Here is an 18,415-nt window from a genome sequence, read left to right on the forward strand (position 1 = left end):
ACAAGTTCAAGGTCATCAACGATTCACTGGGGCACAGCATCGGCGACAAGGTGCTGCGGATCGTCGGGCATCGGCTGCAGCACTGCGTGCGCGGCACGGACCTCGTTGGCAGGCTCGGCGGGGACGAGTTCGCCGTCGTAACGTTCGGCGTGGCCGGAGACGACGGCATCCGCTCGCTGATCCGGCACCTGCGCTCGTCACTGACCAGGCCGATCACCCTCGACGGCCGGCAGCTGCGCATCGACGCGAGCATCGGGGTCGTGATCGCGAGGCCCGGCGACCCGCGATCGGCGGAGGATTTGATCCGCGACGCCGATGTGGCGATGTACGAGGCGAAGACGCGTGGCCGCGGGCGGTACGAGTTCTTCGACGTGGAGCTGCGGAAACGTGTGCAGCGGCAGCTCCGGCTCGAGCAGGACCTGCGTGAAGCGGTACGGACCGGGCAGCTCTGGATGGCCTACCAGCCTGTGGTCGACCTGCGGGAGTCCGAGACCGTCGCGGTCGAGGGGTTGATGCGGTGGCGGCACCCCACACACGGGGCCATCTCGCCTGCCGAGTTCATCCCGCTCGCCGAGGAAAGCGATCTGATCAACCTGATCGGCGACTACATGCTGCACACGACGACCAGGGAGATCGCCGCGCACCGGGCGACCTTCGGCGGCGACACCCGCCTCACGGTGAACCTCTCCGCACGTCAGCTCGACAACGCCTCGCTGGTCCAGACCGTGCGGGACGTGCTGTACAGCACCGGGCTCCCCGCGCGGGCCCTGTGCCTGGAGATCACCGAGAGCACGTTGATGCGCGAACCGGTGGCGGCGGGGCGGGCGCTGACGGCGCTGCGCGAGCTCGGTGCGCGGCTGGCGATCGACGACTTCGGTACCGGTTACTCCTCGCTGGCCCAGTTGTGGAAGCTGCCGCTGGACACGCTGAAGATCGACCGGTCGTTCGTCGCCGGCCTCGGTGGCCCCGACGAGTTCGATGCCGAGCCGATCATCAAGGGCATCGTGACCATGGCGCACAGCATGGGGCTCACCGTGATCGCCGAGGGTGTGGAGACCGAGCGGCAGTGCACCATGCTGCGTGACCTCGGCTGTGACCAGGCGCAGGGCTACTACTTCGGCAAACCGGCGGGCCTCGCGGAGCTGGCTACGCCGACCGACTCTGCCCACCGCAGGTGATCACTCGACGATCAGCACCTCGAGTGTCCGGGGTCCGTGCACCCCTTCTACCCGGTTGAACTCGATGTCGCTGGTGGCCGAGGGACCGCTGATGAAGGTCAGCGGGCGCACCGGGTCCAGCCGGGCCAGTGCCTCCGGCACACTCACCACGACCTGCTCGGCACGCACCACGCACAGGTGGTAGTCGGGCACCAGGCTGAGCATCCGGCGGCCCTGCGCCTGCCCGGAGTCCAGCACGATCGTGCCCGTCTCGGCGATGGCCACGGCGCAGCCGGTCAGGACCCCGTCCACGGCGTCGAGCTCCGCCAGCGGCAGCGGCGGTTCGTCCGGGCGCCAGCGCACCGCGGGGACCTGCCACGACGCGGGAGCATCGGCAGGCACGGCAACGGTTGCCGTGCCGCGGCTGGTGAGACAGCCGGCAATACGTTCCGCCATCTCCGCGGCAGGCACCCGGTGCACGATCGCGCGGTAGTCGGCGACACGCTCGGCCAGTAGCCCCAGCGTGTCGGTAGCGGTCCTGCTGCGCTCGTAGTCCCTCGGCACCGGGGTGGCTACTCGGCGCCGGGCGCCGCGAATCCGTGCCAGAATCTCCTCGCGAGCCTCAGCCACGGGTCCGCCTCCACCACGCACGGAACGACTCCTTCGGCACCGCAGGAAAGTCGCGTGTGGACGTCCACTTCGAACCCGGCCAGGGCAGCCACGAGATCGTGCCGTCGCGGGCGAGCAACCGCGACAGCGAGCCCGCCTTCTGCGCTGCCTCGTACCGCTTCGGATCGGCGAACACCCAGGCCGCCGCGGCCATCGCCAGCGCCTCCGGTGTGCGCTTTCCCTTCGCGGCCACCACTTCCGAACGCAGCTGGGTCAGTACCTCGGGGATGTTGATGCGCACCGGACACACCTCGTAACAGGCGCCGCACAGCGACGACGCGTACGGCAGCGACGCGGCCTGCTTGTCGCGCATGTCACCGGCCAGCTGCGGAGCCAGAATCGCCCCGATCGGTCCCGGGTACACCGACCCGTAGGCCTGCCCGCCGGTCCGCTCGTACACGGGGCACACGTTGAGGCATGCCGAGCAGCGGATGCAGCGCAACGCCTGCGCTCCGACCTCGTCGGCGAGGGTGGCCGTGCGCCCGTTGTCCAGCAGCACCAGGTGGAACTTCCGCGGCCCATCGCCCGGCGTCACGCCCGACCACACAGACGTGTAGGGGTTCATCCGCTCCGCTGTGGACGAACGCGGTAGCAGTTGCAGAAAGACCTCGAGGTCCTGCCAGGTCGGCACGAGCTTCTCGATTCCCATCACCGTGATCAGCGTCTCCGGCAGTGTCACGCACATCCGGCCGTTGCCCTCGGACTCCACGACAACCACCGAACCGGTGTCGGCGACAGCGAAGTTGGCACCGGAGATGGCGACCTTGGCCGAGAGGAACTTACGCCGCAGGTGCCTGCGAGCCGCCTCGGCCAGGTCGGCAGGCTCGTCGGAGGCGGGCGGTTCGGTCATCTGCCCGCGGAAGATCTCGCCGATCTCAGCACGGTTGCGGTGTATGGCCGGCACCAGGATGTGCGAGGGGCGATCGTGTCCCAATTGGACGATCAACTCGGCGAGGTCGGTCTCGACGGCGTGCACGCCTCCGGCTTCGAGCGCTTCGTTGAGACCGATCTCCGCGGTGGCCATGGACTTGACCTTCACAACCTCGTCGGCACCCTCGGCGCGAACGAGGTCGAGCACGATCTGGTTGGCCTCGGCCGCGTCGCGGGCCCAATGCACGACACCGCCGCATGCGGTGACCGACTCCTCCAACCGCACCAGGTACGTGTCGAGGTTGGCCAGCACATCGTCCTTAATGGCCGCACCGGCGAGTCGCAGCCGCTCCCAGTCATCCAGCTCGGCGACCACCCCGGCCCGCTTGGCGCGGATCGTCGTGGTGGCCTTGCGCAGGTTGCTGCGCAGCTGTGTGTCGGCGAGCGCGGTGTGCGCTGCCTTCGGGAACGTGGGGCTACCCAGCCAGGTCACCGGGTTGCGGGCACCCATGGTTCCTCCTCCGTGCTGGCCAGGATCTCCGCGAGATGCACCGTGCGGACACCGCTGCGCATGCGGGACAACCCACCGCCGATGTGCATCAGGCACGAGTTGTCGCCCGCGGTCAGCACCTCCGCACCGGTGTCCTGGACGCTGCGCATCTTGTCGGTGAGCATCGCAGTGGACGTCTCGGCGTTCTTCAGTGCGAAGGTCCCGCCGAAACCACAACACTGCTCGGCCCCGGGCAGCTCGGTCAGTTCCAGGCCGCGCACCGTGCGCAGCAACCGCAGCGGCTTGTCGCCGACCTTGAGCATCCGCAGCGAATGGCACGTGGGGTGGTAGGTGACCCGATGCGGGAAGTACGCGCCGACATCGGTCACGCCGAGCACATCGACCAGGAACTCGCTGAGCTCGTAGGTCCGCTCGACGGCGGGGGTGGTGCCGCACAGGCTCGGGTGGATCTCCCTGACCATCCCGCCACACGAGCCCGACGGCGCGACGATGTAGTCGTAACCGGCGAAGGCTGCCGCGTAGTCACTGGCCAGTGGCCTGGCATGGTCGTAGTAGCCGGTGTTGTAGTGCAATTGCCCGCAGCAGGTTTGTTCCAGCGGGAAGTCCACTTCACAGCCGAGGCGTTCCAGCAACCGGAGCACAGCGCGCCCGGTGTCGGGGTACAGGGTGTCGGTGAGGCACGTGGCGAACAGTGCCACCCGGAGCTTGGTCATGGCCGTACCTCCGCGAGCCTGCGCGCCACCGCCTGCCACGCCGCACGCTCCCCCCGCGGCTCGTAACGGGCCAGTGGCGCACTGACGGGTGCACCCGCGAGTACCCCCGCCGTCCTCGCCTGCACGAAGACATTGCCGAGCGCGCTGGCTTCCACCGGACCGGCCAGCACCGGCAACCCGCACGCGTCGGCGGTGAACTGGCACAGCGGTTCGTTGCGGGCACCGCCGCCGACGAGATGCACCACGTCGAGCGAACGATCGGCGAGCCGCGCTGCCGTGCGCAGGGACGCTGCATGCGCGACCGCGAGCGACTCCAGAATCGTGCGCACCACCGCGGGCGGGCTTGTCGGCTCCGGCTGTCCGGTGTCGCGACAGACCCGAGCGATCCTGGCGGGCATGTCTCCCGGAGCCAGGAAAACCGGATCGTCCGGATCCACAATGGACCGAAAAGGTGGCTCGCGCAGCGCTGCGTGCAACACATCGGTGAGCCTAATGTCGTGACCCTGCTCCCGCCACACCCGCATCGACTCGCTGAGCAGCCACAGTCCCATCGTGTTGCGCAGGAACCGTACCGTCCCGTCGATACCGGCCTCGTTGGTGAAGTTCGCCGCGCGGGCCGCCTCAGTGAGCACCGGCGCGGGCAGTTCGAGCCCGACCAGCGACCAGGTACCGCAGGAGATGTAGCCGAAGCGCTCCCCGTCGGCGGGCACGGCGGCCACAGCGGACGCCGTGTCGTGCGAGGCCACCGTCACCACCGGCACACCGTCCGGCCCCACGCCGATCGGCTCGCCCGGCTGCCGCAGCGGCGGCAGCAGTCCCGCCGAAATGCCGGTGCGGTCGAGCAGTTCGGTGGACCAGCGCCGGGTGGTCGCGTCGAGCAGCGCTGTGGTGGACGCGTTCGTCACCTCAGCGCCGAGCTCACCGGTCAGCCAGTAGGCGATGAGGTCCGGCAGCAACAGCAACGTCTTGTCGGCAAGCCGGCCCGGCGGCTCGGCCAGCAGTTGGTAGATCGTGTTGAACGGCAGGTACTGCAGGCCGGTGATGCCGTACAACGTCGTGTCGTCGACATACTGCCGCAGCCGGTCGGCCATGCCGTCGGTACGCGGATCGCGGTAGCACCGCACATCGCCGTCTAGCTTGCCGTCGGGTCCGATCAGGCCGTAGTCCACCGCCCACGAGTCGATGCCGATCGACACGGGATCGGCCGGGGCGGCCTCGCTCAATCCGGCGACGATCTCGCCGTACATTTCCTCGACGTCCCAGCGCAAACCCCCCTCCGCCCGCTCACGCGGGCCCGTCGCGAACCGGCGCACCTCGGTGAGATCGACCCGGCCGTCCGCGACGGTGCCCAGCATGACCCGGCCGCTCGTGGCACCGAGGTCGACCGCGACGAACGAGGTCACCTGCCGACCTCGACCAGCGGGATGTCCAGCAGGCTGGCGACCGCGCGCAGTTCGGCGGCCCGGTGCCCGACGCCGAGCGCCCAGTGGTGCGCGACGCCGCTGGCCGACCAGTCGTCGGTCCACTCGCCGGGGTCACGTCCGAAGTCGACCCGGCTCGTGGTGTTACCGATCCGCATGAGTGGACCGTCGACGACCGCGCCCTCGGACACGATCAGCGAGTACCGGCCGTCGCGGTCCTGGCCGACGCCCAGCAGCGTCACCGGACCGTGTGCGACGTCGAACTCGACCGACACACCCCAGCCGCGCTTGCCGTGGTAGACCCCCAACCCACGCAGCAGCGGCCTCTTCGCGCTGATCGCCAAGTGTGCGGGACCGTCGTGGCCCATCTCCACGTGGCCACGCGTGAAGTCGAGCGCCTGCAGCTCGGTGAACGAACCACCGGCGCCGAGTACGTCCATGATCAGCATTGCCAGGCTGGTGCGCAGCTCGTACTCGCCGGCGGCCGGGATGCCGTGCGCCGTCAGCAGGCTCGCCCCGAGGATCATCCCGGCTCCGAGCCGCTCGTGCTGTTCACCGTCGAGGCCACGGTGGTAGTAGGCGAGGCTGTCCAGCTCGAAGTCGGCCACCAGCCGGTCGAGTCCGACCGAGACCCGCGCACCCCACTGGAGATCCACACGGTCCACTGAGGAGTCCAGCTCGAAGACCGACTCGGCCTCGGCGACCTTCGTAGCCACCTCGTCGTCGCTGACCTTCTCCACGCGCACGCGCAGGTCGTCGAACTCCAGCACCTCGACGTGGCCACCGAAGTGGGCGTTCACCATCGTCAGGTCGGTCGAGACGTCGTACATGCCCGGGTAGAGGTGCCCCATCAAACCGTGCCTGCCGTGCCGCAGCACCTTGCGCACGGCCGCGGCGGAGATCCACCGCCCGATCTTGGCCCAGGCACGCTCATCCCGCAGGTACCCGGACACACTGCGAAATTCCACGCCCGCGCGGCGGAACGCGTTGGCCATCTCGGGCAGCGGGCAGGCGCCGCAGTAGGCCAGCCACTGGCCGGTGTCGAACGTCGCGTGGTCCATCGACTCGGTGGGCTGCAGGTTGATCAGCAACACCGGGGCACCGCTGCGTTGAGCGATGGGCATCAACATGGTGGCCGTCATGTAGGTGGTGAGGAACCCGACGATCAGATCGCACCCGGCCACGCGGAGCTTCTCCGCCGCGAGCGCGCCTTCCTGTGCGTCGGAGATGAACCCGACGTCCACGATGTCGGCGTCGAACCCGGCAATGCGCTCGCTGACGTAGGCCGACGACTGCCGCAACGTCGGCAGCAGATCCGGGAACTGCGGCCAGTAGGCGCCGAGCCCACCGGCCACCAGTCCGATCTTGGGCCGCCGCTTGCTGTTGGTCATGCTGACTCCTTCGTCACCTCAGGAACGCGGCTGCGACGCCTGCGTCGACCGGAATGTGCAGTCCGGTGGTGTGGGACAGCTCGCCGGAGGTCAGCACGAACACGGCATTCGCCACGTGTTCCGGCAGCACCTCCCGCTTGAGCAGAGTCCGCTGGGCATAGAAGGTACCGAGTTCGGACTCCGGCACCCCGTAGACGGCGGCACGCTTCGCTCCCCAGCCAGAGGCGAAGATGCCGGAACCGCGCACGACACCGTCGGGGTTGACGCCGTTGACGCGAATACCGTGCTCGCCGAGCTCCGCCGCCAGCAACCGCACCTGGTGCGCCTGGTCGGCCTTCGTCGCACCGTAGGCGATGTTGTTCGGGCCCGCGAACACACCGTTCTTGCTGACGATGTAGACGATGTCACCGCCGAGCCCCTGCGCGATCATCGCCCGCGCCGCCTCGCGGGCGACGAGGAACGACCCGCGCGCCATCACGTCGTGCTGCAGGTCCCAGTCCCGGGCGCTCGTCTCCAGCAGTGGCTTGGACACCGACAACCCCGCGTTGTTGACCACCAGGTCCACGCCGCCGAACGCCAGCGATGCCGCCACTACCGCACCGGCGACGCCGTTCTCGTCGGTGACGTCGACCGCCACTGCGACGGCCTTGTCGGTGTTGCCGATCTCCTCGGCGACCGCGGTTGCCGCGGCGAGGTCGCGGTCGGCCACCACGACGCACGCGCCCTCGGCTGCCAGCCGCTGCGCGATGGCCTTGCCGATACCGGATCCACCGCCGGTCACGAGCGCGATCCGGGTCGCCAGCGGCTTCGGCTTGGGCATCCGCCGCAGCTTCGCCTCCTCCAGCTCCCAGTACTCGATGCGGAACTTCTCCGATTCCGGGATCGGCGCATAGGTCGACACCGACTCCGCGCCGCGCATCACGTTGATCGCGTTGACGTAGAACTCGCCCGCCACGCGCGCGGTCTGCTTGTCCCGGCCGAAACTGAACATGCCGACGCCAGGCACCAGCACGATCGCCGGATCCGCACCACGCAGTGGCGGCGAGTCCGGTGTCGCGTGCCGGTTGTAATACGCGGCGTATTCCTCGCGGTAGGTCGCGTGCAGTTCCTTCGCCCGCTCGATCACCTGCTCGAGTGGAGCGGTACCCGGCAGGTCCACGACCAGCGGCGCCACTTTCGTACGCAGGAAGTGGTCCGGGCAGGACGTACCCAGCGCCGCGAGCTCAGTGTGCTTCTCCCTGACCAGGAACTCCAGAACCTCTGGACTGTCGGTGAAATGTCCGAGCTGCGGCGAGTCTGTGGAGGCGAGCCCACGCAGCACGGGGAACAACGCGGCCGCGCGCGCCCGTCGATCCTCTTCGGACAGTGGTTCGTACCAGGGGATTACCGCACCGAACGGCTCCGGATCGCCGTGCTCGGCCAGGTAGGCCTCGGCGGTGCGGATTATCTCCAGCGAGTGCTGCTTGCACTCCTCGCTGGTGTCGCCCCACGCCGTGATGCCGTGCCCGCCGAGGACGCAGCCGATCGCCTGCGGGTTGGCCGTCTTGATCGCGGAGATGTCCAGTCCCAGCTGGAAACCAGGCCGTCGCCATGGCACCCACACCACGCGGTCACCGAAGATCTTGCGGGTCAGCTCCTCGCCGTCGACCGCGGTCGCGATCGCGATGCCCGAATCGGGATGCAGGTGGTCGACGTGTGCCGCGTCGACAAGTCCGTGCATCGCGGTGTCGATACTCGGTGCGGCCGTGCCGCCCTTACCGTGCAGGCAGTAGTCGAATGCGGCGACCATCTCGTCCTCGCGCTCCTCGCCGGGGTAGACGTCGACGAGTGCCCGCATCCGGTCGAGACGAAGCACGGCGAGGCCCGCCTCGGTGAGGGTGCCGAGATCACCACCGGAGCCCTTGACCCACATCAACTCGACGTCAGTACCGGTCGCCGGGTCGATGTCGGTGCCCTTCGCCGAGGCATTGCCGCCCGCGTAGTTCGTGTTGCGACGGTCGGCGCCCAGCTCGTGTGAACGGGCGAGCAGCTCGGCGACCGCGGGATGCTGCGTGGTCATTGTCGTCAGGCTCCCCATCCGGCGGCAGTGCCGCCAACGCGTTCCGCCACGATCTGCTCGGCGTAGCCGCTGCGCCGGTACGCCGCGATCGGGTCGGGGTCCAGTCCCATCTCCTCCCGCAGCTCGGCAAGCAGCGGCCGGACGTCGGTGGAGAAAGCGTCTACCAGGATTCCGTTGGCGCCCAAGACATCCCCGGCCCGCTGCGCAGCCCGCAAGGCTTCGGAGTCCACAAGCAACGCCTTCGCCGTCGCCTCCTGCACGTTGAGCACCGAGCGGATCAGCGCCGGGATCTTCGGCTCGATGTTGTGGCACTGGTCGAGCATGAAGGCGACGCCCGACGCGGCGTCGAGGCCGCCGCCGAGCACGATCTCGACCATGATCCGGAACAGCTGGTACGGGTCCGCGGCACCGACCATGAGGTCGTCGTCGGCGTAGAAGCGCGAGTTGAAGTGGAAGCCGCCGAGCCGGTTCTTGCGTAACAGGAACGCGACGATGAACTCGATGTTGGTACCGGGTGCGTGATGGCCTGTGTCGACCAGTACCTGCGCCTTGTCGCCGAGTTCGACACAGTGCGCGTAGCTGGTTCCCCAGTCCGGCACGTCGGTGGCATAGAACGCCGGCTCGAAGAACTTGTACTCCAGCAGCATCCGCTGGTTCTCACCCAGCCGCTCGTATACCGCCGCCAGTGCCTCCTCCAACCGCGCCTGACGGTCGGCCAGCGAGTCCTGGCCGGGGTAGTTGAGCCCGTCGGCCAACCAGATCGAAAGATCCCGGGATCCCGTGGCGTCCATGATGTCGACACAGTCGAGCAGGTGCTCCAGTGCCTTACGGCGGACCGCGGGGTCCGGGTTGCAGATGCTGCCGAGCCGGTAGTCGTCGTCCTGGAACACGTTGGGGTTGACGGCACCGATCTTCACGCCGAGGTTCTCGGCGTGCTTGGCCAGATCGGCGTAATCGTCCACTGTGTCCCATGGAATGTGTACGGCCACGCTCGGCGCGACGCCGGTATAGCGGTGCACGACCGCCGCATCGGCGATCTTCTCGTAGGCATCGCGCGGGATTCCCTCCTGCGCGAACACCTTGAAGCGGGTTCCGGAGTTGCCGAATGCCCACGAGGGCGTCTCGATGTGCTGCGTGCGCAGCACTGCCTTCACGGCGGAGTGGTCAGACATGGATTCCTCCCTGAAGTCGGTGGTCAGTCGAGATGGAAGACCTCGGACAACGGCACGATTCCCTCATCAGGTGCGCCGTCGAGGTTTTCGAAGAAAGGAGCTATCTCCGCCTGCCATCGAGCATTGACTTCCGTTGCTGCCATGCCTGCGAGTGCGGCGTCGAGATCGTCGGTCTCGAAGTAGCCGACCAGCAGCCCATCCGGTGCGAGAAACAGCGAGTAGTTGGTCCACCCGGTCTCCCGCAAGGCTTCCTGCATTTCCGGCCAGACCTCGGCGTGCCGCCTGGCGTACTCGTCCATCCGGTCCGGTTTCACCCTGAGCAGGAAGCAGATCCGCCTCGTGGTAGTGCTTTTCATGGCTTTCCTTCTGCCGGGGCCGCGAGGGTCACCTGACCCCGCACGGCCCCGGCTCGCTCCGGTCAGAAGTTGAACTTGTCGATGTTGTCGGCGTTGAAGACCGTTGGCGGGCCAAGGATGATCTCGCCGTTCTTGCCGATCGTGCGCTCGCCGAGCTTTCCGGCCTTGAGAACCTCACCCTCCTTGCCGGTGATCTGGCCCGACGCCAGCGCCGCTGCCGCGTAGCCGGCGAGGTAACCGAGCTGCTCCGGGTCCCACAGCGCGAACTCGGTGACCGTGTCGTCCTTGATGAACTGGCGCATCTGGTTCGGCGTGCCGAGCCCGGTCAGGACAACCTTGCCCTTGTACGGCGAGGAGGAGATGTAGCGCGCCGCCGCCGAGATGCCAACCGTTGTCGGCGAGACGATCGCCTTCAGGTCCGGAATGGACTGCAGCAGCGCCTGGGTCTCCTGGAAGGACTTCTGGTCGTCGTCGTCACCGTAGGCGACCTTGACCAGCTCGATGTCGGCGTACTCCGGCTTGGTCAGCTCGTCCTTCATGAACTCGATCCACGTGTTCTGGTTCGTCGCGTTCGGTGTCGCGGACAGGATGGCGATCTTGCCCTTGCCGCCGATCTGCTCGGAGACCATCTTGATCTGCGAGCGACCGATGTCCTCGGAGTTGGCCTGGTTGACGAACACCTGGCGGGCGTCCACCGCCGCGTCGGAGTCGTAGCTGACGACCGCGATGCCCTTCGCCATGGCCTCCTTGAGCGCGGGCGCGACCGCATTCGGGTCGTTGGCCGCGATCACGATGGCGTCCTGGTTCTGCTGGATCAGGGTGTTGATGTAGGAGACCTGTGACGACGCCGATGCATCCGATGGGCCGACCTCCTTGCCCGTGCCCTTGAGCTCGGCGACCGCGGCGATACCGCCCTCATCGACGATGTTCTCGTACGGGTTGTCGATTTCCTTGGGCAGGAAGGCGATCTGCAGACCTTCCCTGATGGGGGCGTTCGGGTCGGCGACCTTCTCGGTGCCGGCGCCGCTTTCGGACGACGACGCCGAGTCTTTGGTCGTACCGCCGCATCCGGCCACCAGCACGGCCGCGAGGCCCACGCCGGTCACCGCGAGGAACGCGCGGTTTCTCCGCAGTCGAGAGTGGATCATCTTTGGTCCTCCTCGGGGGTTCCGTGGGACGCGGTCGCCCCCACGGGGTCTGGCAGGGTCTCCTGCGATGGTGGTCCCGCTGCGACGGCCACGGGCTGACGCCGCTTACGCACCAGGTTCGCGACCACGGGAACCAGCACGGAGATGATCAGCAGCAAGCCGTTGATCACGTTCTGAATCTCGTTGGTCACGTCGTTGAGGAACAGCACGTTGCGCAGCCCCGCCATGAGCAGCAGCGCACTGCCGACCCCGATGACCGTGCCCCGGCCACCGAAGATCGACACGCCGCCGAGCAGCACCGCGGCGACCGCGATGAGTTCGAGGCCATTGGCGTTGTCGGCGCGGGCGCTGTTGTAACGCAACGTGTAGATGAGTGAGGCCAGTGCGCACAGGATGCCCGACACGATGTAAAGCGCGAATTTGATGCGCTGCACCCGGATGCCGGAGAAACGTGCGGTCTGCTCGCCGAGGCCAATGGCATAGAGCGAGCGGCCGACGGGCGTGTAGTGCACCACGACCGCCGCTAGCACGCCGACGACGATCACGATCAGCGTGGCGTACGGCAGGAACGTGCCGGGGATCGTGTCCGTCGCGATTGGACGGTAGGCGTCCGGGAATCCGGTGACCGCGCCGTCGCCGAGCACGATGTAGGCGAGCCCGCGGTAGAGCCCGAGCGTGCCGATCGTGACCGCCAGCGCGGGCAGGCCGAACTTGACGATCAGCGTGGCGTTGAGCGAGCCCAGCACCGCGCCGGCCACGATCACGAGCGGCACGATGGTCTCGAACGACATCCCGGCGTCCCACAGCACACCGGTCAGTGCCGAGCAGAACCCGAGGATCGACGCGACCGACAGGTCGATCTCGCCGGTCAGGATGATCGGCAACAGCGCCAGCGCGATCAGCGCCACCTCGGTGTAGTCCAGCAACAGGAAGCTGATGTTGTCGGTCTCGGCGAAACCGGGTGTGCTGGTGGAACCCCACACGAACACGGCAACGCACAACACCACCAGGATCGACTCCCAGCGGAGCAGTTTCTCACGCACGCCGGAGGCTCCTTTCCTTGCGTAGCCGCTGCGCCATTCGCACCATCACGGCCCGGTCGAGCGAGATGGCGAGCAACAACGCGGCACCGTCGACGGCGCGCTGCCAGAAGGCGGGCACGCCGAGGATGGGCAGCGCGCTGGTGATCGTGGTCAGCAGCAGGGCACCGAGAACGGCACCGAGCACGGAGCCGCTACCGCCGAAGATGGCAACACCACCGACGACCACCGCCGCGACGACGGCGAGCTCGCGGCCGGTGCCGACCGAGGCGTTGATCGTGCCGAAGTAGGACGCGTGCAGTACACCGGCGAGGCCCACGAGCGCACCGGAGACCACGAACGCGGTGAACACGCGTTTGCCCGCGGGGATACCGGCAAGCCGCGCGGCCTGCGGGTTGGAGCCGATGGCGTACAGCTCCCGGCCGGACCGCCAGTTGTGCAGCGCGTAGGCCGCGATCACCAGCGCCACCAACGCGATCAGCGACAGGTGCGGGATGCCGAGGACCGAACCGCTGCCGAAGGCCAGGAAACTCTGAGACATCTGGTCGGCGTTGATCTGGTGCACGCCGGTTGCGCTCGCCCAGCCGTAGTCGATGCCGCGGAAAACGTAGAGCGTACCCAGCGTGACCACGAGCGCGGGAACCTTCGCGATTGCTACCAGAGCCCCATTGATCGCCCCACATACGGCGCCGAGGGCCATTCCCGCCAGCACGACGAGGATGGTGGGCGTCTCGTGGTCGGCAATGAACAGCTGCCCCGACATGTACGCGGTCAGGCCCATCACCGAACCCACCGAGAGGTCGATGTTGCGGGTGATCACCAGCAGCGTCTGACCGATGGCCAGCAGCGCCAGGATCGAGGCGTTGAGGAACAGGTCGTGAACACCCTGTCCGTTCACAAAGGACGGACTCACCGCGGTGGTAACGGCGACGAGGGCGACGAGCGCACCGAGGATGCTCAGCTCCCGCCCGGAGAGCACCGCCTTGATCCGGTTCATGCTGTGCCTCCCGCGACCTTGCACGCAGCGCATGGCTTTCTGCGCCTTTTCATGCGGCCGAACCCTTCTTGCCGTTCCCGGTCGCCGCATACATCACGGTCTCCTCGGTGGCTTCCTCTCTGGACAGTTCGGCGGTGATCCGCCCCTCGTGCATCACCAGGACGCGATCGGCCATGCCGAGCACCTCGGGCAGTTCGGAGGAGATGAGCAGGATCGCAATTCCCTCGGCGGCGAGCTCGGACAGCAAGGCGTGCACCTCGACCTTGGCACCGATGTCGATGCCACGGGTGGGCTCGTCCACAATGAGCACCGAGGGCTCGGTCGCCAGCCACTTGCCGAGGACGACCTTCTGCTGGTTCCCACCGGACAGCGTGGCGGCCGGGTCGGAGAGTTTGCCTGCCTTCAGCGACAGTCGCTTGCCCCACCTGGTGGCGAGCTCCCTCTCCCGTGACTGCCGCGTGATGCCGCCAGGCGACACCTTCCGCAACCGCGCCAAGCTCGCGTTGCGCTCGATGGCCAGGTCCAGCACCAGGCCCTGTTCCCTGCGATCCTCGGGAACCAGCGCGATACCCCTGTCGATCGCGGCGCGCGGGTTGCCCGCGGGGAGCGGCTTGGCGTTGACAGTGACACTGCCGGAGTCCCGCTCGTCAACGCCGAAGATGGCTCTGGCCACTTCGGACCGTCCAGAGCCGACCAAGCCAGCCAGCCCGACGATCTCACCACGGCACACCCGGAACGAGATGTCGCGGAACTCACCGGCCCTGCTGAGGCCGTCGACGACGAGCACCTCCTCGCCGATCTCGGTGTCCCGCTTGGGAAAGAGCTGCTCGACCGACCGGCCGACCATGCGCCGAACAAGTGTTTCGCTGTCGATCTCGGTCATCAGCTCGGTGGTGACGAAGGCACCGTCGCGCAGGACGGTGACCCGCTGGCACAACGCGTACATCTCGTCGAGCCGGTGCGAGATGAACAGCAACGCAGCGCCACGCTCGGCGAGGCCGCGGGCGACGCGGAAGAGTCGTTCGGCCTCCACAGCGGACAGTGCCGCGGTCGGTTCGTCCATGACGATGATGCGCGCATCGGCGACGAGTGCCTTGGCGATCTCGATGATCTGCTGGTCTGCAATGGACAGACCACGGGTCTGCCGTGCCGGGTCGATGGGCACGCCGAGTTGCTCGAACACCTCCCCGGCTCGCTGGTTCATCGCGCGCCGGTCGACGCGGCGGCCCGGCCGCAGCGGCTGGCGGCCCATGAACACGTTCTCGGCCACCGACAGATCGGGGAACTGGATCGGTTCCTGGTGGATGACGGCGACGCCGCGCTGCTGCGCCTCACGGGGCGAGGAGAACCGCACCTCCTGGCCGTCGAGGAGGACCTCGCCGCTGTCGGGCTGGTGCTCGCCGCCGATGATGCGGACGACGGTCGACTTGCCCGCTCCGTTCTCGCCCGCGAGTGCATGTATCTCGCCCGCATGCAGCGCGAGAGATACGCCTCGCAGCGCGCGGACCGCCTGGAAAGACTTGGAGACGTCGCGAAGTTCGAGTAGCGGCACGCCGGGGTGCTCCGGTGCTGCCACGGGTGTCCTCCTTCGTTGGAGATCGTGAAACGTTTCATTCACGAGTGCGGCTCAACCTAGGCGCGCCGAGCCGACCCGTCAAGACCCCCGCTGACGTGCGATTCGATAACGATCCGACGGGCCGCGTACCAGCGGCTCGTGTTAGCTTGGCCTGAACCTGGGTACCCCAGGTGAGCGCCATGGGCGCTTGAACGTTTCAGCACGAAGCAGGGGATCAGGCATGTCGCCGAGCATCAAGGACGTCGCCGAGCGCGCGGGTGTCTCCGTGGGCACCGTGTCCAACGTGCTCAATCATCCCGAGCGGGTCGCCGAGAACACCAGGGCCACCGTCCTGTCCGCGATCTCGGCGCTGGGGTTCGTCCGCAACTCCTCCGCCGCGCAGCTGCGGGCCGGCACCAGCCGTTCGATCGGGCTCATCGTGCTGGACATGGCCAACCCCTTCTTTCACGACGTCGCGCGCGGGGTGGAGAAGATCGCCGACGAGCTCGGCTACGCCGTCGTGCTGTGTAACTCCGACGACGAGGTGACACGGGAGAACCGGTACCTCCAGGTGCTGGAGGAACAGCGGGTGCGCGGTGTACTGATCACGCCGATCGAGGTCAGCTCCGACCGGCTCGACGCGCTGCGCAGGCGGGGCACGCCGGCGGTGCTCGTCGACCGGCACGATCCCCGGGTCAACTGCTGCTCGGTGGCGGTGGACGACGTCGTCGGCGGGGAGCTGGCCGGGGCGCACCTCGTGGCGCACGGACACCGGAAGATCCTGTACTTCACCGGCCCGCTGGCCCTGCGGCAGTGTGCCGACCGGCTCACCGGCCTGCGCCGGGCGGTCGCGGCGGCCGGACTGGATCCGGAGGAGACCGTCGAGGTCGTCGAGGGGCGGGTCATGAACGCCCGCAGCGCCCATGACGCCGCTCGGCCCAGGCTCGCCGCGGGCGCGGTGCCGACGGCGGCGTTCTGCGCCAACGACCTGATGGCGCTCGGTGTGCTGCGGGCAGCGGTGTCCACGGGCAGACGAGTGCCGGAGGACCTCGCCATCGTGGGCTACGACGACATCGAGTTCGCCGCGGACGCCGCCGTTCCGCTGACGTCGATCCGGCAGCCGACCCAGCAGATAGGCCGCACCGCCGCCCAGCTCCTCGTCGAGGAGTGCGACAACCCGGACACGCACGCCCACCAGCAGGTGATGTTCAAACCAGAACTGGTGGTCCGCGACTCCACCGGCGGCTGACCCGCGAGTCCCCGCTCCAGCCGGCGAGTCCCCCGCCCCAGCCGGCGAGTTGCCCGCCCCAGTCCGCGAGTTGCCCGCTCCGGTCGGCGAGTTGCCCGTTCGGGCGTGGGCAGCCGGGCTCAGCGCGATCAGCGGCCCCGGCGAGGAGAGCAACCGGGCCGACCGGGCTCGCCGATCGCCCCGAGCCAGCGCCAGTGCGACATCGCTCGCCCGGACGGTCGATCATCGGCATACGCCGCGAACCGGAACGGGCAACTCGCGCGCCTTAGCGGGCAACTCGCGCGCCTTAGCGGGCAACTCGCGCACAGGAGCGGGGGACTCGCGCCCCGGCGGCGGCTTCAGAGGTCCTGCTGCACAGGAACGGGCGTGCCCTGGTGGAAATACAGCCGCCACGTCCCGTCGTCGGCCTTCCGCCACAACGAGCTCCGGCGAGCTCGCCGCCCCGGCTCCTCGGTGACATAGGTGACCAGCACGACGTCATCGGCCACCTGCGCGCCCTCCATCTCCGATACGACGAGGGGTTCATCGTCTGCCGGTTCGGCAGCCATCGCGGTGATCATGGCGCTGCGCTCCCACCGGCGACCCGAGGCGCCGAACTCGAAGAAGTCGGGATGCAGCAACAGGTCGACCTGTTCCGCCGAGCACCGGACGTCCGGTGTCAGCAGTGCACGCTCGCGGCTCATTACCTGTTGGACATCGTCGGCAGGCGAACCCATGGGACCACTCACCGCCAGCCCGCGCGGGCGAGGATTTCGCCGATCACCGGCCATTTCGCCTCAGCGTAGTAGTTCATGTCACGCCATTCCCGTTGCGCCAGTTCCCGTTTGGTCGTGGCATAGAGGTCACGGTCGGCATCACTGGCCCGCAGGCGGTCGCGGAAGGCGAGGTACCGGCGGATCTCGACGTGATCGGGCGGGTAACAGTGCAGGTTGACCGGCCCGTCCGGCTCGCCTGGGCGCAGGCAGCGATGCTCCGGTTCCCGGACACGCAGGTCATAGCCTGCCGCTTCGAGATCGGGCAGATAAGCCTCCTCGTCGTCCGGGTCGTCGATACCGACGACGATGTCGATGACCGGTTTCGCCGCCAGGCCCGGAACCGACGTGGAGCCGATGTGCTCGATCAGCCTGGCTCGCCGGCCGAGGATCTCCCGCAGTTCGGCGGCTCGTCGTTCGAACCTGACGGGCCAGGCGGGGTCGTAGTCGGCGATGACGACCTTTACAGGGCGAAGCCCATGAACGAGCATTGTGGACAGTTTCGTGTCATCGAGTGGATCGGCCATGACCGCAGCCTTCCTGCCGGCTGGAGGCTGGTCAAACCACGGGGTTCCCTGAACTCCACTGCCGCGGCATCTCGTCCCACGTGCGTCCGTCGAGGACGCGCCCGTTCGCATTGCGCGTCCGGCCGCCCCATTGTTTGAACAGGAAAGGGATGCCGGTGGCCACGCACCGGTCGCGGATCGGGCGTACCCAAGCCGGATCCATCGGCCGGTGCGAGGCACCGGACTCACCGCCGACGTAGACCCAGTCCAGGCCGCTGAGTTCGAGGTCCGGGAGCGGCCCGAGTAACGGTTGGAGCGACAAGAACCGCACCGCCGCAGGGGTTTCCCGCAATCGATCGGCCCGGCCGGCGTAGTCGTTGCGTTCGATGGTGGTTCCCCACCAGACATTCGGAAGCGGGGACGGCTGGCGACGGCCGAGCACCGAGACCATCCGCGCCGGGCGTTTGGTCAGGGCGAAGAACGTGTGGCGCTCGGCTCGCCGCATCACCTCGAGGACGTCGGCGAGGAAACTCTCCGGGACCTTGGGGTGGAACAGATCGCTCATCGAGTCGACGAACACCAGCCGGGGCCGCCGCCACCGCAGCGGTGTCTCCAACCGGTCGGGGTGCAGGGTGAGACGAAAGCCGGGGCCACTGGTACGCGGGTCGCCGTCGCGCTGGTATCCGGAGTTGCCCATCGCCTTGAGCCGCTTCGCGAACATGAGCGCGTAGCAGTGGTCGCAGCCGGGGCTGACCACGTCACACCCTGTGGTCGGATTCCAGGTCGCCGACTCGATCTGGCCGTCGTCCATGCCTCGATTGAACGCGCGGCATCCGGACGAAGTCCAAG

General features: G+C 68.0%; 17 protein-coding genes. 2 read left to right on the forward strand and 15 right to left on the reverse strand.

Going from position 1 to position 18,415, the window contains the following annotated elements; genetic code table 11:
- Positions 1–1,178: bifunctional diguanylate cyclase/phosphodiesterase (locus ABZ863_RS28185; RefSeq protein WP_358541612.1), on the forward strand; the 1,178-nt coding region annotated here is incomplete at its 5' end.
- Here ABZ863_RS28185 and ABZ863_RS28190 read toward each other — a convergent pair.
- The 12 genes from ABZ863_RS28190 to ABZ863_RS28245 form a co-directional block, all read right to left on the reverse strand.
- Positions 1,179–1,787, reverse strand: coding sequence for a lactate utilization protein C (locus ABZ863_RS28190; RefSeq protein WP_358541615.1), 609 nt, complete (start codon positions 1,785–1,787; stop codon positions 1,179–1,181). It abuts the gene before it with no gap.
- The gene (locus ABZ863_RS28195) at positions 1,780–3,207 is read right to left on the reverse strand and encodes a LutB/LldF family L-lactate oxidation iron-sulfur protein (protein WP_358541617.1); all 1,428 of its coding nucleotides are present in this window, start codon (positions 3,205–3,207) and stop codon (positions 1,780–1,782) included. The genes ABZ863_RS28190 and ABZ863_RS28195 overlap by 8 nt, the downstream gene beginning before the upstream one ends.
- A complete protein-coding gene (locus tag ABZ863_RS28200; protein WP_358541619.1) occupies positions 3,186–3,920 on the reverse strand; it encodes a (Fe-S)-binding protein in 735 nt (244 codons plus the stop codon). Before ABZ863_RS28200 ends, ABZ863_RS28195 begins: the two co-directional genes overlap by 22 nt.
- A complete protein-coding gene (locus tag ABZ863_RS28205) occupies positions 3,917–5,323 on the reverse strand; it encodes a rhamnulokinase family protein (RefSeq protein ID WP_358541622.1) in 1,407 nt (468 codons plus the stop codon). Before ABZ863_RS28205 ends, ABZ863_RS28200 begins: the two co-directional genes overlap by 4 nt.
- A complete protein-coding gene (locus tag ABZ863_RS28210) occupies positions 5,320–6,732 on the reverse strand; it encodes an L-fucose/L-arabinose isomerase family protein (protein ID WP_358541624.1) in 1,413 nt (470 codons plus the stop codon). The genes ABZ863_RS28205 and ABZ863_RS28210 overlap by 4 nt, the downstream gene beginning before the upstream one ends.
- Positions 6,733–6,745: 13 nt before the next feature.
- A complete protein-coding gene (locus ABZ863_RS28215; protein WP_358541626.1) occupies positions 6,746–8,791 on the reverse strand; it encodes a bifunctional aldolase/short-chain dehydrogenase in 2,046 nt (681 codons plus the stop codon).
- Positions 8,792–8,796: 5 nt separating this feature from the next.
- Entirely contained in the window at positions 8,797–9,963 is a 1,167-nt protein-coding gene (rhaI, locus tag ABZ863_RS28220) for an L-rhamnose isomerase (protein ID WP_358541629.1), read from the reverse strand.
- Positions 9,964–9,986: 23 nt separating this feature from the next.
- Positions 9,987–10,319 (reverse strand): L-rhamnose mutarotase, encoded by a 333-nt coding sequence (locus ABZ863_RS28225; RefSeq protein ID WP_358541632.1) that lies wholly within the window; start codon positions 10,317–10,319, stop codon positions 9,987–9,989.
- 62 nt (positions 10,320–10,381) lie between these two features.
- Complete coding sequence (gene rhaS, locus ABZ863_RS28230; protein WP_358541635.1) at positions 10,382–11,467, reverse strand: rhamnose ABC transporter substrate-binding protein; 1,086 nt, start codon at positions 11,465–11,467, stop codon at positions 10,382–10,384.
- Complete coding sequence (locus ABZ863_RS28235; protein ID WP_358541637.1) at positions 11,464–12,510, reverse strand: ABC transporter permease; 1,047 nt, start codon at positions 12,508–12,510, stop codon at positions 11,464–11,466. Before ABZ863_RS28235 ends, rhaS begins: the two co-directional genes overlap by 4 nt.
- Positions 12,503–13,504, reverse strand: coding sequence for an ABC transporter permease (locus tag ABZ863_RS28240; protein ID WP_358541639.1), 1,002 nt, complete (start codon positions 13,502–13,504; stop codon positions 12,503–12,505). The genes ABZ863_RS28235 and ABZ863_RS28240 overlap by 8 nt, the downstream gene beginning before the upstream one ends.
- 49 nt (positions 13,505–13,553) lie before the next feature.
- Positions 13,554–15,080 carry a sugar ABC transporter ATP-binding protein gene (locus ABZ863_RS28245; protein WP_358541642.1) on the reverse strand — a complete coding sequence of 509 codons (1,527 nt, stop codon included), beginning with the start codon at positions 15,078–15,080 and terminating at the stop codon, positions 13,554–13,556.
- A 220-nt stretch (positions 15,081–15,300) separates the two neighbouring features.
- Between ABZ863_RS28245 and ABZ863_RS28250 the strand changes: the two genes are divergently transcribed.
- Positions 15,301–16,308 carry a substrate-binding domain-containing protein gene (locus ABZ863_RS28250; protein ID WP_358541645.1) on the forward strand — a complete coding sequence of 336 codons (1,008 nt, stop codon included), beginning with the start codon at positions 15,301–15,303 and terminating at the stop codon, positions 16,306–16,308.
- Positions 16,309–16,646: 338 nt separating this feature from the next.
- Here the strand turns inward: ABZ863_RS28250 and ABZ863_RS28255 are convergent, their stop codons facing one another.
- The 3 genes from ABZ863_RS28255 to ABZ863_RS28265 are packed head-to-tail and all read right to left on the reverse strand — an operon-like array spanning position 16,647 to position 18,377.
- Positions 16,647–16,991, reverse strand: a complete 345-nt coding sequence (locus tag ABZ863_RS28255; protein ID WP_358541648.1) for a nuclear transport factor 2 family protein — start codon at positions 16,989–16,991, stop codon at positions 16,647–16,649.
- A gap of 41 nt (positions 16,992–17,032) precedes the next feature.
- Positions 17,033–17,587: a GrpB family protein gene (locus ABZ863_RS28260; RefSeq protein ID WP_358541651.1), complete on the reverse strand. Its 555-nt coding sequence runs from the start codon at positions 17,585–17,587 to the stop codon at positions 17,033–17,035.
- A 31-nt stretch (positions 17,588–17,618) separates the two neighbouring features.
- The gene (locus ABZ863_RS28265) at positions 17,619–18,377 is read right to left on the reverse strand and encodes a phage Gp37/Gp68 family protein (RefSeq protein WP_358541654.1); all 759 of its coding nucleotides are present in this window, start codon (positions 18,375–18,377) and stop codon (positions 17,619–17,621) included.
- Positions 18,378–18,415: the final 38 nt, after the last annotated feature.

Source organism: Saccharomonospora sp. NPDC046836, from assembly GCF_040645195.1.
Taxonomy (GTDB): domain Bacteria; phylum Actinomycetota; class Actinomycetes; order Mycobacteriales; family Pseudonocardiaceae; genus Prauserella_A.

Bases quoted from the DNA above. Each gene is read 5' to 3' on its own strand.
- ABZ863_RS28255 (WP_358541648.1), bottom strand. From the start codon at position 16,991: ATGAGCCGCGAGCGTGCACTGCTGACACCGGACGTCCGGTGCTCGGCG.
- ABZ863_RS28240 (WP_358541639.1), bottom strand. From the start codon at position 13,504: ATGAACCGGATCAAGGCGGTGCTCTCCGGGCGGGAGCTGAGCATCCTC.
- rhaS (WP_358541635.1), bottom strand. From the start codon at position 11,467: ATGATCCACTCTCGACTGCGGAGAAACCGCGCGTTCCTCGCGGTGACC.
- ABZ863_RS28260 (WP_358541651.1), bottom strand. From the start codon at position 17,587: ATGGCCGATCCACTCGATGACACGAAACTGTCCACAATGCTCGTTCAT.
- ABZ863_RS28210 (WP_358541624.1), bottom strand. From the start codon at position 6,732: ATGACCAACAGCAAGCGGCGGCCCAAGATCGGACTGGTGGCCGGTGGG.
- ABZ863_RS28195 (WP_358541617.1), bottom strand. From the start codon at position 3,207: ATGGGTGCCCGCAACCCGGTGACCTGGCTGGGTAGCCCCACGTTCCCG.
- ABZ863_RS28250 (WP_358541645.1), top strand. From the start codon at position 15,301: ATGTCGCCGAGCATCAAGGACGTCGCCGAGCGCGCGGGTGTCTCCGTG.
- ABZ863_RS28265 (WP_358541654.1), bottom strand. From the start codon at position 18,377: ATGGACGACGGCCAGATCGAGTCGGCGACCTGGAATCCGACCACAGGG.
- ABZ863_RS28225 (WP_358541632.1), bottom strand. From the start codon at position 10,319: ATGAAAAGCACTACCACGAGGCGGATCTGCTTCCTGCTCAGGGTGAAA.
- ABZ863_RS28200 (WP_358541619.1), bottom strand. From the start codon at position 3,920: ATGACCAAGCTCCGGGTGGCACTGTTCGCCACGTGCCTCACCGACACC.
- rhaI (WP_358541629.1), bottom strand. From the start codon at position 9,963: ATGTCTGACCACTCCGCCGTGAAGGCAGTGCTGCGCACGCAGCACATC.
- ABZ863_RS28215 (WP_358541626.1), bottom strand. From the start codon at position 8,791: ATGACCACGCAGCATCCCGCGGTCGCCGAGCTGCTCGCCCGTTCACAC.